Origin of the sequence: Nesiotobacter zosterae, assembly GCF_033843645.1 — a bacterium.
Lineage (GTDB): Bacteria > Pseudomonadota > Alphaproteobacteria > Rhizobiales > Stappiaceae > Pseudovibrio > Pseudovibrio zosterae.
Genome location: NZ_JAWXVZ010000006.1, coordinates 17,871 through 33,386, shown reverse-complemented (window position 1 = coordinate 33,386; position 15,516 = coordinate 17,871). Strand labels below are relative to the sequence as shown.

17 protein-coding genes are annotated in these 15,516 nt (G+C 55.3%); 13 read left to right on the top strand and 4 right to left on the bottom strand.

Annotation, left to right across the window (positions count from 1 at the left end; genetic code table 11):
* Positions 1 to 8: 8 nt before the first annotated feature.
* A complete protein-coding gene (locus Q3Y58_RS10195; RefSeq protein WP_319622152.1) occupies positions 9 to 1,067 on the bottom strand; it encodes an Acg family FMN-binding oxidoreductase in 1,059 nt (352 codons plus the stop codon).
* Between the two features lie 224 nt (positions 1,068 to 1,291).
* On the opposite strand from Q3Y58_RS10195, the gene Q3Y58_RS10190 reads away from it, so the two are divergent.
* Complete coding sequence (locus tag Q3Y58_RS10190; protein WP_319622151.1) at positions 1,292 to 1,903, top strand: glutathione S-transferase family protein; 612 nt, start codon at positions 1,292 to 1,294, stop codon at positions 1,901 to 1,903.
* 120 nt (positions 1,904 to 2,023) lie between these two features.
* Here Q3Y58_RS10190 and Q3Y58_RS10185 read toward each other — a convergent pair whose 3' ends face one another.
* A complete protein-coding gene (locus tag Q3Y58_RS10185) occupies positions 2,024 to 2,677 on the bottom strand; it encodes an outer membrane protein (protein ID WP_319622150.1) in 654 nt (217 codons plus the stop codon).
* Between the two features lie 380 nt (positions 2,678 to 3,057).
* Between Q3Y58_RS10185 and Q3Y58_RS10180 the strand changes: the two genes are divergently transcribed.
* The 9 genes from Q3Y58_RS10180 (at position 3,058) to Q3Y58_RS10140 (ending at position 11,259) form a co-directional block, all read left to right on the top strand.
* The gene (locus Q3Y58_RS10180; protein ID WP_274218383.1) at positions 3,058 to 4,044 is read left to right on the top strand and encodes a calcium/sodium antiporter; all 987 of its coding nucleotides are present in this window, start codon (positions 3,058 to 3,060) and stop codon (positions 4,042 to 4,044) included.
* Positions 4,045 to 4,167: 123 nt separating this feature from the next.
* Positions 4,168 to 6,216, top strand: coding sequence for an excinuclease ABC subunit UvrC (gene uvrC / locus Q3Y58_RS10175; RefSeq protein WP_319622149.1), 2,049 nt, complete (start codon positions 4,168 to 4,170; stop codon positions 6,214 to 6,216).
* A 55-nt stretch (positions 6,217 to 6,271) separates the two neighbouring features.
* On the top strand, positions 6,272 to 7,327 hold the full coding sequence (locus Q3Y58_RS10170) for an endonuclease/exonuclease/phosphatase family protein (RefSeq protein WP_319622148.1): 1,056 nt from the start codon (positions 6,272 to 6,274) through the stop codon (positions 7,325 to 7,327).
* Positions 7,328 to 7,418: 91 nt separating this feature from the next.
* Positions 7,419 to 8,054 carry a thymidine kinase gene (locus Q3Y58_RS10165; RefSeq protein WP_319622147.1) on the top strand — a complete coding sequence of 212 codons (636 nt, stop codon included), beginning with the start codon at positions 7,419 to 7,421 and terminating at the stop codon, positions 8,052 to 8,054.
* Positions 8,055 to 8,095: 41 nt separating this feature from the next.
* Positions 8,096 to 8,380 carry an HlyU family transcriptional regulator gene (locus tag Q3Y58_RS10160; protein ID WP_274218379.1) on the top strand — a complete coding sequence of 95 codons (285 nt, stop codon included), beginning with the start codon at positions 8,096 to 8,098 and terminating at the stop codon, positions 8,378 to 8,380.
* Between the two features lie 105 nt (positions 8,381 to 8,485).
* On the top strand, positions 8,486 to 9,061 hold the full coding sequence (gene pgsA, locus Q3Y58_RS10155; RefSeq protein WP_274218378.1) for a CDP-diacylglycerol--glycerol-3-phosphate 3-phosphatidyltransferase: 576 nt from the start codon (positions 8,486 to 8,488) through the stop codon (positions 9,059 to 9,061).
* 24 nt (positions 9,062 to 9,085) lie between these two features.
* Positions 9,086 to 9,337 carry a molybdopterin converting factor subunit 1 gene (moaD, locus tag Q3Y58_RS10150; protein WP_319622146.1) on the top strand — a complete coding sequence of 84 codons (252 nt, stop codon included), beginning with the start codon at positions 9,086 to 9,088 and terminating at the stop codon, positions 9,335 to 9,337.
* Positions 9,338 to 9,361: 24 nt separating this feature from the next.
* Complete coding sequence (locus Q3Y58_RS10145; RefSeq protein WP_319622145.1) at positions 9,362 to 9,838, top strand: molybdenum cofactor biosynthesis protein MoaE; 477 nt, start codon at positions 9,362 to 9,364, stop codon at positions 9,836 to 9,838.
* A 173-nt stretch (positions 9,839 to 10,011) separates the two neighbouring features.
* A complete protein-coding gene (locus tag Q3Y58_RS10140; RefSeq protein ID WP_274218375.1) occupies positions 10,012 to 11,259 on the top strand; it encodes a multidrug effflux MFS transporter in 1,248 nt (415 codons plus the stop codon).
* Positions 11,260 to 11,334: 75 nt separating this feature from the next.
* Here the strand turns inward: Q3Y58_RS10140 and Q3Y58_RS10135 are convergent, their stop codons facing one another.
* The gene (locus Q3Y58_RS10135) at positions 11,335 to 12,234 is read right to left on the bottom strand and encodes a branched-chain amino acid aminotransferase (RefSeq protein ID WP_319622144.1); all 900 of its coding nucleotides are present in this window, start codon (positions 12,232 to 12,234) and stop codon (positions 11,335 to 11,337) included.
* A 307-nt stretch (positions 12,235 to 12,541) separates the two neighbouring features.
* On the opposite strand from Q3Y58_RS10135, the gene Q3Y58_RS10130 reads away from it, so the two are divergent.
* The 3 genes from Q3Y58_RS10130 to Q3Y58_RS10120 are packed head-to-tail and all read left to right on the top strand — an operon-like array spanning position 12,542 to position 15,133.
* Entirely contained in the window at positions 12,542 to 13,015 is a 474-nt protein-coding gene (locus Q3Y58_RS10130; RefSeq protein ID WP_274218373.1) for a MarR family winged helix-turn-helix transcriptional regulator, read from the top strand.
* A gap of 3 nt (positions 13,016 to 13,018) precedes the next feature.
* On the top strand, positions 13,019 to 13,720 hold the full coding sequence (locus Q3Y58_RS10125; protein ID WP_319622143.1) for a response regulator: 702 nt from the start codon (positions 13,019 to 13,021) through the stop codon (positions 13,718 to 13,720).
* A 3-nt stretch (positions 13,721 to 13,723) separates the two neighbouring features.
* Positions 13,724 to 15,133 carry an ATP-binding protein gene (locus tag Q3Y58_RS10120; RefSeq protein ID WP_319622142.1) on the top strand — a complete coding sequence of 470 codons (1,410 nt, stop codon included), beginning with the start codon at positions 13,724 to 13,726 and terminating at the stop codon, positions 15,131 to 15,133.
* A 21-nt stretch (positions 15,134 to 15,154) separates the two neighbouring features.
* Here Q3Y58_RS10120 and Q3Y58_RS10115 read toward each other — a convergent pair whose 3' ends face one another.
* Complete coding sequence (locus Q3Y58_RS10115) at positions 15,155 to 15,508, bottom strand: tRNA-binding protein (RefSeq protein ID WP_319622141.1); 354 nt, start codon at positions 15,506 to 15,508, stop codon at positions 15,155 to 15,157.
* Between the last annotated feature and the right edge of the window lie 8 nt (positions 15,509 to 15,516).

Below are 15,516 nucleotides of genomic sequence, written 5' to 3'. Positions count from 1 at the left end.
CAAAAAACTCACACCAAGCGCATCACATCATCCAGCCTGCGCCGAAGTGATCGCGGCACACTTGGCCCGTTGCCAAAGCGCATCAACAGGTTCGGTCGCTTGTCGGACCCGAGAAACTTCTGAAACTCTTGCCTGATCGAGAGGACCTCGATTGGCTGGTTCAGGAACGCATACTTCATCCCCCGGAGAGTTGCCTCAAGGCCAAACCGCTGACAAGCCCGGCCCGCTTCGATCCAACCGATAGGGTCATCCCGTTCCGCAATGATGACGGCCATCCCTGCGCTGCTGTCTACATGTCCCGCATACTTGGTGTTCTCACTGGCTTTCCTGAAGGCAAAATCGAACAGTCGGCTTCCAATCCACGCCGGCACACTGGGGCTGCCAGTTGAACCGGCGTAAAGTCCATCCCGCAACCTGTCTGCGTGAGCACCATTGAAACGGATCCACTGTTTTAGCTCTTTCACAAAGGCAGGGTCGCCCATCTGGGCGGAGTTGCCAGCGATCACGAGCTCCTTCAAGGCGTTCAGTTCGCGCTTGTCGGTGAAGAGGCGCATGTGCACACCATCAGACTGCCCTGCCCGTTGCAGGGCCTCAAGCACCTCGTTGGAGGCCTGCGTGCCATCATAGTTGGCACGAACACATTGTCGTTGGGGTATCGCTTGAAACAGCGGTGATATCCGCGCTGGTGCGGGCTCAAGGTGAACCAGAACCCCGGTCTCATGAGGCTTGATCTCCACCGCAAAGCCAGAGCTTTCCGCGGCTAGCCGCAGGTTTTCCGTCGCACATCCAAGGCTTGCATAAAGGTGGTGATCATCCGGATCCACCACAGGGGTCCGCCGTGAAAAGTCAGGTCGAATGAAAATAGTGTTCTGTGAGACCTCAAAGATCCAAGGCTGTGTGTTGTGTCCGTTGGCCGCCAACAGGGCAAACTGCACCAACCTGCGGTGCTTTTCCGGAAAGCCACCGGAAGCTGCCTCAGCTGGAATCCAGACCTCCCTGACTGCCGCTTCATGAAGATTGCCACCGATCACCGCATCCAGTCCCATTGCGCCAACAGTAAAGGCCACGTGGCCCGCAGCGAACGCGTCCGCCCTGCCAAAGAAGCAAAAGCCCTGTCGTGCCCTATCTGAAAGGGCCTTGCCCCTCCATCATACGGAAAACACTGGTGTAGTGTAGTTGAAACAATATGTCCGCTCGGAAAAACTGACGCAGGCGCGACCGATCAAAGCTTGCAATACCACTGGAAATGCGCATTCTGACAGGCATCTCCAGCTGCATACAGGAAATTCCCATGTTGATACTTCGGTCTTCCAGCGCCTCCCCGTTCGGTCGCAAAATCAAGATCGCTGCAACGGTGCTCGGGTTCGCAAACCGCATTGAAGTGCAGATGGCAAAGACAACAGATCCAGAAGACAGCCTTCGCCAGCAAAACCCGCTTGGCAAGATCCCCACATTGGTGCTGGAGGATGGCACAGCGCTCTTCGACAGCCCTGTCATAACGGAGTATCTGGACTACCTTGCCGGCGGTGAAAAACTTCTGCCAGCAGGAGCAGAGCGTTTTGATGTCCTCACCAAGCAGGCGATGGCGGACGGCATCGTCGATGCCGCAATCCTCATCGTCTATGAACGCCGCTTCCGACCAGCGGAAAAGGTGGACACAAACTGGCTTTCCTACCAGCAAGACAAGATTGACCGTTCACTGAACGCTTTCGAAGCCAACCCTCTGCCGCATGTCAGCCATGGCTCACCAGATGCTGCGCAAATCGCACTGGCCTGCGCTCTGGGTTACCTTGATTTCCGTCTCGGTGGAGAATGGCGTGAGGGTCGTGACAAGCTTGTTGGGTGGCTGGATGATTTTGCGGCATCCGTTCCATCCTTTGAGGCGACACAGCCGCACGATTAAGACACACTAGAACAGCAGAGAGGTTGGCCAAACAGCCTCTCTCTTTGCCGTCAATCAGGGCAAAAAAAATGTGCGACGGAGGGCCCGCCGCACATTCTTCAGATTACGCAGTACTTCAACTTAGAAGCTTACAGCTACACCAGCACGCACGATGTTGTTGTCAACATCGGTCTTGTAGCGGGTGCCGCCCAGGGTAAAGTCCTGGCTGCCAAAATCCTGGTAAAGATACTCAACACGACCGGAGATACGGTCTGTGAAAGCCTGCTCGATACCTGCACCAACGGTGTAACCGACAGCGGTTGTGTCGTCACTGTCGCCGTTACCAGATGCGGTCAGGTCGGCAAATGCAACACCACCGGTACCGTAGAGCAGCGTGTTGTTGAACACGGCATAACCGGCACGGGCGCGAATGTTTGCATTCCAGTCGGATTCAATACCGAAACCGCCTGCAGACTGATCAATGTCATTGTAAGCGATGTCACCTTCAACACCCAACAGAATCTGTGGGGTCACCATGAAGTTGTAACCGCCGTAGAGGCCAACGTTGACGCCGTTGTCGTTGTCGTCCAATGCCCCGGTGGTGCCGGCATCGCCGTCAAAGCCCATGAAACCCCACCCGAGGTTTGCACCAATGTACGCACCATTCCAGTCGTATTGGGAAATCACCACTGGCTCATCGTAGGCAATTGGTTCTTGGGGCTGAGGAAGGTCCGCGGCAAGCGCAGGGCCTGCAAGCAAACCTAATGCGACAGCTGTTGATGCAAAACGCAGCATATTATTTCTCCACTTATATAGCTTCGGTGGGACCGCTGAAAATGCGGGCAGTCCCGACGGTTATCCGAGTCCCCCCGGAATCCGCGTCCCGTCCTATATGGAGATCCATTGTGGCTGCATAAGCCTCTAAAAAAGGAGAAACTGCGGCGAATTTTGGCCTGCACTTGGCAATTACCGCAACCCATTGTTGCCCTTAGGTTATTCTCACGTATGACAGGACTACAACACAGTGTTCACATTCTGTGACAAATTGTAAGCGCTTGGAAAACTACGCACGGGGCTTCAAGCTTGCGTGATTACTGCCTATATACCGGTGGCACAAATAACGTGTCGGTCCCCTGAAAACCCGACAAAAAACTTCTCACGATCCGGATCGTTGAATGTTCATTGCTTACTTGAGCCTCATAGGCGGCCTGACCGCCTTGATATTTGCTGGTGACTTTTTGGTACGTGGTTCCGTGGGCATCGCTAAGATGCTCGGAATTCCTTCTCTTGTCATCGGCCTTACAATTGTGGCCTTCGGCACCAGCGCGCCAGAACTCGTGATCTCACTAGACGCAGCGCTTCAGGGCAATGGCGGAATATCGATCGGAAACGTTGTGGGCTCCAACATTGCCAACGTTCTTCTGGTGATGGGCCTGCCCGCCCTGCTCGCACCTACGCCATGTGATGAGCGCGGGGCCACCCGCAGCGCCGTGTTTATGGTGGCGGTTTCTCTGGTCTTCATCGCCATGTGTTTCTACGGCCCGCTGCACCATGTTTCCGGTGTCATCTTGCTGGGCTTGCTGGTCGTTTTTCTGTCCTGGTCGGCCTACACTGCCCATCAGCACCGCAAAGCTCTGAAAGCCGCAACAAGCAGCGCAGTTGGCAACAACGACCTTGACGAACTCGACGTCGAAGCAGTTCCAGAGAACTCCGTCATTTCTTTCGCTTTTGTCTGTATTGGACTGGTCGGCCTGCCCATCGGCGCTCACTACACCATTGAAGGTGCAGTTGTGCTGGCATCGGCTTGGGGCGTTTCAGACGCAGTCATCGGCCTCACCGTGGTTGCCCTTGGCACCTCACTGCCAGAACTGGCCACCACATTGATGGCCGCCGTGCGTCAGCATGCTGCGGTAGCGCTGGGCAACGTGATTGGCTCCAACGTCTTTAACATCCTTGCGATTCTGGGCATCACCTCTGTAATCGCGCCAATCCCCGTCCCTGAACAGATTTTGCAGATGGACGTGTGGGTCATGTTGGGCTGTGCATTGCTGCTGCTTTACTTCGCCGGACGCCGCGTATGCCTTAGTCGCGGTTGGGGTGCCCTGCTCACCATTGGCTACATCAGTTACATCTACGGCGTGTTCGCACTGGGGAAAGTCTAGGACTTTCCATCTCCGCCATGGAGCGGCTGAAAAGACTTCTGCTAAAATGGCTCCGGAGCTTGATCCCGCTCCGGAGCCATTTTATTTGGATTGGGTAAAAGCAGAGAAAGGGTATCTTGATCCATGAGCGGTCGTGAAAAAGACATGCCAGAGCAGGCAGAAAACACTGCCTCCGCAGACACGGCCACCCAAACCCTTGAGTTTGAAAGCACCACCAGCTCCTTGCCGGAAGGCACAAAAGGCGTCGAGGTCATCAAGCATTTCGTAAAGCGCCTGCCCATGGGACCGGGCGTCTATCGCATGCTGAACGAAGATGGTGATGTGCTGTACGTTGGCAAAGCCCGCTCCTTGAAGAAAAGAGTGACGAGCTACACCCGCTTGCAGGGGCAGTCCAACCGTATCATGCGCATGATCATGGCAACCTCCTCCATGGAGTTTGTCGAAACGCGCACTGAACCGGAAGCACTTCTGCTGGAAGCGAACCTGATCAAGCGCTTGCGCCCACGCTTCAACGTGCTGCTGCGCGATGACAAATCCTTCCCCTACATCCTGATTAGTGGCGACCACGACGCCCCTGCACTCATCAAGCATCGCGGTGCGCGCAATCGCAAGGGCAGCTACTTCGGCCCGTTTGCCTCAGCTGGTGCCGTGAATGAAACCATCAACGCCATGCAGAAGGCGTTCCTCATTCGCAACTGCTCTGACAGCTACTATTCAAACCGCACCCGCCCATGCCTGCTTTACCAAATCAAGCGCTGCGCAGCCCCTTGCACCGGCGAAATCTCAACCGAGGATTATGCGGGCCTCGTCAGCGAAGCCAAGGCGTTCCTCTCTGGGCGTAGTCAGCTCATAAAGAAGGACCTGGTGCAGGCCATGGAGGCCGCTTCCGAGCAGCTGGATTTCGAACGCGCCGCTGTTTATCGAGACCGGCTGGCAGCGCTTTCTCATGTTCAAAGCCATCAGGGCATCAACCCGCAGAACACAGAGGAAGCTGACGTCTTCGCCATCGCCCAAGAAGGCGGGCAGACATGTATTCAGGTGTTCTTTTTCCGGACAGGCCAGAACTGGGGCAACCGCGCCTATTTTCCGAAAGCCGACAGGAGCTACAATCCCGAGGAAGTTTTGGAGAGTTTCCTCTCTCAGTTCTACGACGACAAACCTGCCCCACGGCTTATTCTGCTGTCGCACGAGCTGGAAGAACGCGATCTCTTGCAGGACGCCCTGACCGCCCGCTCAGACCACAAGGTAGAAGTTGCGGTTCCCAAGCGCGGCGAGAAAAAGGAACTGGTAGACCACGCCCTGACGAACGCGAAAGGCGCACTGGGGCGCCGCCTCGCTGAGACCTCAAGTCAGATCCGCCTGCTCAAAGGTGTTCAGGAAGCCTTCGGCCTCGACAAGATGCCACGGCGCATTGATGTTTTTGACAACTCCCACATCATGGGAACCAATGCCGTTGGCGGCATGATTGTTGCGGGCCCTGAGGGCTTCGCCAAGGCTCATTACCGCAAGTTCAATATCAAATCGCAGGATCTGGTGCCGGGCGATGACTATGGCATGATGCGCGAAGTCATGGGCCGCAGGTTTGTACGCCTTCTCAAGGAAGTGCCAGGTGGCCTGCCAGAAACCGCCAAATTTTTACGCGGCAACCCTAAAGCGGAAACAAAGGCTGTGCCTGACGAGACCGTAGAGGCTGCCGACACGCCGCCAAGCAACGCAGACATTCCCGAATGGCCCGATCTGGTGTTGATCGACGGTGGCCTCGGTCAGCTCAGTGCGGTGCGTGCTACGCTCAAGGAAATGGGCATCACCGACGTTCCACTCGTTGGCATTGCGAAGGGCCCGGACCGTGATGCTGGCCGCGAGAAGTTCTTCATCAGCGGCCGAGAAAGCTTCATGTTGCCCGAACGCGACCCTGTTCTCTATTTCGTCCAGCGTCTGCGCGATGAGGCCCACAGGTTTGCAATAGGAAGCCACCGCGCCAAGCGCAAGAAAGCCATTGCGGCCAATCCATTGGATGAGATTGCGGGCATCGGTCCTGCACGCAAACGCGCCTTGTTGAAGCACTTTGGGACGGCAAAGGCCGTGTCAAAAGCCGGTATTGATGATCTGGTAGAAGCCGAAGGCATTTCGGAAAGCACGGCCAAACTCATTTATGACCATTTCCATGAATAAGGGAGCCAGTTCGTTTTGAAGCTCTCTCCTGTTCACGACAGCCTCGGTGACATTTTTGGATACGAATTCCCTTATTGACGGCCTTCGGGCAAAGCTGAAGTTCATTGCCCGCTGCTTGGTGGCGTTCAGCTGGTTCTTGGCTCTGTGTGTTGCCTTGGCCTATTGGCTGCCGGGCTACTACATTTCTGAGGCAGCGGCGTTTTTCGCCCCTCAGTTCATCTTCATCTCCATTGCGATCACCCTGCTTGCGTGCATTCTTTGCCGCTCCTTGGGGTACACAACGCCTGTGCTTGCCGCCCTCTGGCTAACGCTGGGGCTCGCCACCCATGACAAGCTGCTGGCCGTTCAGCCCCCCGCGCTGAAAGACGGCCAAGAGCAAGCACTCACTCTGCTGTCTCTGAATCTGGAGCACTTTCGCTACGATGATGCGGCACTGAGAACCCTCATCGATACGCGCAAACCAGACCTGATCCTGTTTCAAGAGACCGCCGCTTCAGCACTCCGACTCCAGTCGTTGCTATCTCAGGATTATCCTCATGCAATTGTGCCAGAGGCTGGACAAGACACCGACCTCACAGCATTCAGCAAGCTGCCGATTAAAGACATCGTGTTCCATGCTATCGATGAAACGCCGGTTCATCCAACCAGACTTGACAGGTACCTGCGCTTCACCGTTGACACCGTCTTGGGACCGGTTCGGGTCTATTCAGTCCATCCCCACAGCCCCCACACACCTGGCAAACTGCGCGCGCGCACCCGGTACATGACGGCGGTTGCTGAAGACGTTACCGCTTACCGCGAAGCAGCCGAAATGCCCTACATCGTCGCTGGTGACTGGAACACCAGCCCTTGGTCGCGCTCCTTCGCCATGCTGCTGGATCAGATGCAAGTGACCACACGCTTCGAGGGGGGCTTCCCGCGCAACACCCGTTACTTCTTCATGCCGGAACTCAGCGACCTCTTCGGCTCTCAGGTGGATCACATCGCCGTCTCGAAAGATCTGGGCATCAGGGACGTTAAAGTTGAGCCCAATATCGGATCAGACCACTTGCCGTTGTTGGCCACCATCACAATGGCACCTAAAAACGAAGATTCAGCCGGAACGCTGTGAGTTAAACGCCTCGCCACGTCGTTTAGCCAACGAATCCCTGTATGAAAGCGGGGAACAATACACAGCATCGGCACTACCGCTAAACGGGCACATGGCAAAACTATACTTCAACTACTCCGCAATGAACGCGGGCAAGTCCACCCTGCTCCTTCAGGCCTCCTACAACTATCAGGAGCGGGGCATGAACACCCTGCTGTTCACCGCTGCGGTAGATGACCGCACTAAAGTGGGCGAGATCGCCTCGCGGATCGGTTTGAAGACAGACGCCATGATCTTCGACGATAACACCGACATGTTTCAGGCCATCAAGGTGGAGAAAGACACAGGCCCCCTCCACGCTGTTTTGGTAGATGAAGCCCAGTTCCTGAATGAAACGCAGGTCTGGCAGCTCGCTCATGTGGCGGATCGCTTGGGCCTGCCGGTGATGTGCTACGGACTGCGGACCGACTTTCAGGGCAAGTTGTTTCCCGGCAGCTCTGCACTTCTTGCGCTGGCCGACAACATTCGTGAAGTGCGCACCATCTGTTGGTGTGGCCGAAAGGCAACCATGGTCGCCCGCCTTGATGAAAATGGTCGCATCGTAGAAGAGGGCGATCAGGTTGTTATCGGCGGTCAGGATACCTATACCTCTTTGTGTCGCAAGCACTGGGCTTTGCGTCAGTTGGGGCCCGATGATTGCGCTCCCACCCCAACAAAGCCTATTGTAGAACCGCAGGGTGACTCGTAAGCGTCACCTGAGATTTTCAAGAGTTCAGGATTACGATTAGCATGTCATTCTTTTCACGGCTGTTTGGCGGCAGCAAATCCGAGAGCAAGGCCCCATCGGCAAAGCCGGAAGAATATGCTGGCTATTTGATTTATGCCGAGCCGCGGAAAAATGGTCCCCAGTGGCAGACAATGGGACGCATCACCAAGGACTTTGATGGGGAAGTGAAAGAACACGTCTTCATTCGTGCCGACACACACGGCTCTGAGGAAGAGGCGATTACATTCACCCTTCGCAAAGGCCGGCAGATCGTGGACGAAGCAAAGGACGCCATCTTCGACCAATAATGGTCCATGGCCCTTTCCCAGCCGATGCTCTCTCTGATAAACCCAGATAATTCAAACCAAGTGCATCGGACACCGGCTATATGCCGCCTTTGAGTGCAGGTCCCAATGTCTACTAACGTATTGCTTTCACTTCCGAATGTTCTCACCTACGGCCGCATTGCCGCCGTACCGGCCATTACGTTGTGTTTCTACTTTCCGGGCAACACAGCCCGTTGGATCGCTGTAGCCATCTTCATCATCGCAGCGGTAACGGACTTTTTCGACGGCTATCTTGCCCGCGCTTGGCAACAGCAGTCCTCTTTGGGGCGCATGCTGGACCCAATCGCCGACAAGCTAATCGTCGCGGCTTGCCTTCTCATGCTCACGTTGGACGGCACGATTGGGCATCTGTCGGTCATCGCCGCCATCATAATCTTGTGCCGTGAGATTTTGGTCTCAGGCCTGCGCGAATATCTGGCCGAACTGCAGGTCAGCGTGCCAGTGACCAAGCTTGCGAAATGGAAGACCACCGTGCAGTTGGTTGCCATGGGTTTTCTGCTTGCCGGTCCTGCGGGCGATGCCGTGATACCCTATGTAAGTGAAGCAGGCATTGCCCTGCTGTGGCTTGCAGCGTTGCTCACGCTCTATACCGGTTACGACTATTTCCGTGCCGGAATTGGTCACCTCATTGAGGAAAAGTAACGGAGCTACATTCTGGGAGGTTCCATGAAGGTTCTGTATTTCGCATGGCTTCGCGAGCGGACAGGTACAGCGGAAGAACACATTGAGCTTCCCGAGGCTGTAAAAACCGGCATGGACCTGATGCTCTGGCTTAAACAACGCGACGAAGGCTATGACTACGCTTTCGAAGACCCTGATCTCATTCGCATTGCGGCAGATCAGGAACACGTGGAAGCCGATGCAGACATCACCCAAGCCAGGGAAGTTGCGTTCTTCCCGCCCATGACGGGCGGCTGAACGCCCCCTAGGAGACGCCCTGTCATGCAACCCGTCCCGCTGAAGATCCTTGTAACTGCCAATGACTTTGATGTGGCTGCCGAAACCCGGCGTCTCACCGAAGCACGCAAGGATGTGGGCGCGGTTGTCACTTTCTCAGGACTGTGCCGTGATGAAGCGGGCACCTTGTCGGCTTTGGAGTTGGAACACTACCCCGGCATGGCCGAAGCTGAGCTCAAGCGCATCGCGGATGAAGCTTTGGAGCGCTGGCCTCTGACCGGCCTCACCGTGATCCATCGCTTCGGAATAATCAGGCCGGGCGAGAACATCGTTCTCGTTCTCGCAGCAAGCGCACATCGCCGGGCAGCCTTCGAAGCCTGCGACTTCCTGATGGATTTCCTCAAGACACGGGCACCATTCTGGAAAAAAGAGCATCTGACTGAGAGCAATGAAGCACGCTGGGTGGAGGCGAAAACCAGCGATGACGATGATGCAACGCGTTGGAAAAAAAGCAAGATTTGACAGAGGCTACAGCCTCGCAACGCTGACATTCTGTTTTTTGCATTGACAGATCCCAGGCAAAAACTGCTAAATGCGGCTCCATCCGAGCTCGCGAAGTTTCTCTTCCCTGCCGTGTGACACGTTGCGCACCATAAGAACTAAGCGCTTCAGACAAACAAAAACTAGGATTTTTCATGTCATCCATGACTGCTAAGGGCCAGCCTGCTGAGCCTCATGCAGGGCTTTCGCTTGTCGAAGTGGTCCTGCTGATTGCAGCTCTGATGGCGCTGAATGCGCTGTCCATTGATATTATGCTGCCCGCGCTACCCCAAATGGGTTCCGACCTTGGAGTAGTTCACGATAACGACCGTCAATTGATCCTCAGTGCCTACTTGCTGGGCCTTGGTGGTGCCTCGCTCATTTTCGGACCAGTTTCAGATTGGCTGGGACGCCGCCCAACGATGCTCGCAGGCATCGTGCTGTTTGTGATCGGCACCATCTTTGCGATTTTCGCTACCACGTTTGAAGCCATGCTGTTGGCGCGGCTTGTTCAAGGTATTGGCGCTGCCGCACCTCGCGTCGTCACCATCTCCATGGTGCGAGACTGGTATCATGGCCGTCAGATGGGCCGCGTCATGTCCCTCGCCATGATGGTGTTCATGGCTGCCCCGATTATTGCGCCGTCACTTGGACAGGCCATCCTGTTTCTGGGGCCATGGCGCTGGATATTCATCTTCCTCACTCTGTTTGCGTTTGCCCTTATGGCGTGGTGCATCACCCGCCTGCCAGAGAGTTTGCCGCCAGAAAAGCGCCTGCCACTCAACCCAAGAACGGTCGCGCGCTCCTATTGGTTTGTGCTCACCAACCGATACTCACTCGGCTATATGCTGGCGGTGTCCTGCACCTTTGGTGCGCTTTTCGGCTTCATCAACTCAGCGCAGCAGGTTCTGGGAGAAGTCTATGGACTTGGTGCCAGCTTCACGCTCGTCTTCGCTGGTATTGCCGCTGGTCAGTCCGTCGCCTCGTTCCTCAATGCTCAATTCGTTGAAAAGTACGGCCTTCGGATGCTGTCTCACTGTGCGCTGGTATTGTTTGTAATCGTCAGTGCCATTGCCTCAGTCCTTGCTTTTACAGAGAACATGAACCTTTGGGGCTACGTCGTCTTTCAGGCATTGGGCATCTTTTTGTTCGGCTTCATTGGCCCGAACTTCAACTCTATGGCCATGGAACCACTAGGCGCCATGGCCGGAGCCGGCTCCGCAATGGTTGGCTTTGTCACCACCACAATCGGGGCGCTTCTTGGCGCATCCATTGGTGCCCTCTTCAACGGCAGTGTCGTTCCACTGACACTCGGCTACTTCGTTGTCGGCAGCATCGCGGTTGGCATCGTCCTTTGGACCGAAGGTGGCCGACTGTTCAAACCGATGCACGAAGACCAATAGAATGAGCCTTCATGGTCTAAACAAAAAAGCCACCGGCTCTCCTTCCGGTGGCTTTTCCTTTTCAGATGTCCCCTCTTAGGAGGCTTTCTGGAAGGTGGCTGAAGCGGGTTGCACTTCAGCAGTATAATCTGTCACCAGTGTTTTGGTAATTTCGCCCACCTCAAAATGAGTGCCTGCGATTTCGCAAACTGGCGTCACCTCGGCCGCTGTTCCAGTAAGGAAGCACTGCTCAAAGCCGCTCAGTTCCTCCGGCAGAATGGTCCGCTCATGCACCGGGATACCGCGGCGCTTTGCGAGGTCGATCACAGTTCTGCGGGTGATCCCATCCAGGAAACAATCCGGCTTCGGCGTGTGCATTTCACCATCCTTGATGAAGAACACATTGGCGCCTGTTGCCTCTGCAACATGACCGCGCCAGTCAAGCATCAACGCATCCGCATAGCCCTTGCGCTCCGCCTCATGCTTGGACAGTGTGCAAATCATGTAAAGGCCTGCAGCCTTGGCCTGAAATGGTGCCGTTTCGGGTGCTGGACGGCGATAAATCGCATGGTCCAGACGCAATCCTTTAAGACGCTCTTCCGGGCTGAAATAGCTCGGCCATTCCCAAGCGGCTATTGCCAGATGAATGGTGTTGTGCTGGGCAGAAATGCCCATCATCTCGCTGCCGCGCCATGCCACTGGGCGCAAGTAGGCATCAACAAGCCCGGACTTTTGCATCAACTCATTGCAAACACGGTTGATCTCTTCCACGCTCCACGGGATCTCGAAGCCAAGGATATTGGCGGACGCATGGAGGCGCTCCGTGTGCTCTTGCAGCTTGAAGATCTCGCCGCCGTAGGCGCGCTGCCCTTCAAACACACTGCTGCCATAGTGGAGCCCATGCGATAGCACATGCACCTTCGCATCTGACCACGGCACATACTCGCCATCGTACCAGATGACACCTTCACGTTGATCAAATGGAATACCCGCCATTTTAAAACTCCGCTGGCGAACAATTGACAAAGAAAGACCGGTTGTCTCCGGCCAATTCAGGGCCTGTTCTCTTCAAGATTGTGGTCACATTGAACTCTATTGGACAACGGTACTAACCGTTGACTGCCCTCGCGAAATGTCGTTTGTATGGCACCATTCTCAATTCTTACCCAAAAACAGATACCTAAGAACAATCATTTCCCATCGGGCAATCAATACGTAACAATCTAACCAATATAAGTCAACATAACTGACGTATTTTTTGTAGAATAGAACAGCTGTGACGAACGACGACAGGCATCGAGCAATGCAAGAAACAGAACCCCGTTTTGACCTGATAGAGCTATTATTCTTTGCATATCGGGACTTTACGGACGATCCAGACGTGCTCTTGAACAAACTGGGTTACGGACGCGCGCACCACCGCGTCCTGCATTTCGTACACAGAAATCCGGGAATCAGGGTCTCCGACTTGCTCGGCATTTTGAAGATCACCAAGCAGAGCCTCGGGCGCGTACTCAAACAACTTGTGGATGAAGACTACATTGAGCAGCAACACGGCCCGCTCGATCGGAGGGAGCGCCTTCTTTTCACCACAGCCAAAGGCAAGCTATTGGCACAGGAGCTGTCACAGCTCCAAACCAAGCGGATCAACAAGACAATCGATCTCATGCCTACTGGTAGTGATGAAATCATTCGCCAATTCCTGTATCTCATGATTGACGAAAAGGATCGCAGCGACGTGGTTCGTCTCATAACCAAGAGCACAACCAAGGAATGACCAGTGACATCTACCCCAATCCCTGAGGATAGCGCCCCTCACCTCCTGCTCATCGACGACGACAGCCGCATCCGCGATTTGCTGCAGCGCTTTCTCGGAAATCAGGGCTTCCGGGTCACTGTCGCCAAGGATGCAGAAGAAGCTCGGCGCCGCATGCAGGGGCTGGAGTTTGACCTCCTCATTCTGGACGTCATGATGCCCGGCGAAAGTGGATTGGAATTCGCGCGCGATCTGCGCAACTCCTCAGATGTTCCAATCCTTATGCTCACAGCGCGCTCGGAGACGGATGACCGCATTCAGGGTCTTGAAGCGGGCGTTGATGACTACTTGCCAAAGCCCTTCGAACCACGAGAATTGCTGTTGCGGATCTCGGCAATCCTGCGTCGGGGAGGCCCGAAACAGGAGGAAAAGCCGGACAAGATCACCTTCGGCCCGTTCCAATACAATCCAGAGCGGGAAGAACTGAAGCGGGGCGAAGAGTATATCCGGCTTACGGACCGAGAGAAGCAGTTCCTCAACGTGTTTGCGGCAAAGCCGGGCCAAACTATTACCCGCAATGATTTGGTCGGCGATGACACCAGCCTTGGCGAACGCACGGTGGATGTGCAGGTCAATCGTCTGCGGCGCAAGATCGAAGAGGACCCAGGCAATCCTTTCTACCTGCAGACAGTTCGGGGCGTTGGCTACCGGCTGATTACGGACTAGTTCATGACCGACAGAAGCACATGGCGCGACTTCAGCATCTCAAGGACCATTAGGACCTCTCCTATCCTCAAATCGCTGCTGAAACCCTACTTTGCTTTTGCAAGCTGGCTGCACAACCGCCTGCCCAAAGGCTTGTACGTCAGAGCGCTCCTGATCATCGTCATCCCGATGGTACTGCTTCAGTCCGTGTTGGCATTCGTGTTCATGGAACGGCACTACGCCCTTGTAACACGACGCCTGTCCGAGGCGTTGGTAAGAGAGATCTCCGCCGTCGTTGAGATGTATGAAACATACGAAACGGAACAGGATGAGGAGCGCATCAAACGCATTGCCGCCAGCGCATTGAACCTCTCCGTTTCGGTCTCGAAGCCCGGCCCGTTGCCCCCCAAAAAAGACGCCTCTCTGTTCGATCTCGTGGACCTTTATACCAGCCGAGAGATCACAGCGCGCATAGGCAAGCCGTTCTTCATCGACACCATTGGCAATGATCGGTTCCTCGATATCCGCATTCAGCTTGAAGACAAAAATCTGCGCTTCATTGCGCGCAGAAGCTTGGCCTATGCATCCAACTCACACATTTTCATTGTCTGGATGGTCGCAACATCCCTCATCCTGATCATTACGGCCCTCCTGTTTTTGCGCAATCAGATCCGCCCTATCGAGAAGCTGGCAGATGCGGCTGAGGAGTTCGGCAAGGGACGCCAGCCGACCCAGTTCCGCCCTCATGGCGCCCGCGAAGTGCGCCGCGCGGCAATGGCGTTTCTGGACATGCGCCGCCGCATCGAACGCCACGTGGACCAGCGCACCACAATGCTTGCAGGTGTGAGCCACGATCTGCGCACCATCCTCACCCGCTTCAATCTTCAGCTCACGTTTCTGGATAACACGCCGGAAGTCGCGGCCCTGCGCTGTGATGTGGAGGAGATGAATCGCATGCTGGAGGATTATCTGGCGTTCTCGAAAGGCTATGGCGACGAGGAATCGGAAGAAACAGACATCTCGCTGATGCTGGAAGAGCTAGAGGTGGAGGCAGAAGTCGTTGGAGCGAATGTTGAGAGCACATTCGACGGCGATCCTCAGGTCGTGCTCAAGGGGCGCGCCTTCCGCCGCTGTCTCTTGAACCTGATCTCTAACGCGGCGCGCTATGGCAAGACCATACGCATCAAGGGCCACAGAACTCCAGACTGGTTGATCGTTACCGTTGATGACGATGGGCCGGGCATTCCACCTCAAGAGCGTGAGAATGTGTTCCGGCCATTCCATCGTTTGGACACAGCCAGAAACCAAGACACCGGAGGGTCAGGCCTAGGCCTTTCTATCGCCCGAGACATTGTTCGTGCGCATGGCGGAGAAATCTTTCTGCGCGAGTCGCCAATGGGCGGACTTCGAGTACGGGTGCGCGTTCCCATTTGATCCGCGCACCATCTCAGCCTGTCAGTGCAGGCGAGTGCCCAGCGGAACTTCCTTGTCCGGTCGCGCCAGAACAATGCCACCGTTTTCATGGGTAAAGCCCAAGGTCAACACCTCGGACATGAACTTGCCGATCTGGCGCGGCGGGAAGTTCACCACCGCCATCACTTGCTTCCCAACCAGCTGCTCTGGTGCGTAGTGATCTGTGATTTGTGCCGAAGACTTCTTCACGCCAATCTCGGGGCCAAAGTCGATCTTGAGCTTGATTGCAGGCTTTCGAGCTTCAGGATAAGGCTCCGCTTCAACCACCTGCCCGATCCGAATGTCCACCTTCAAGAAATCATCAAAACTGATTGTGTTTTCCTCAGTGTCGCTCACGGCTTGCC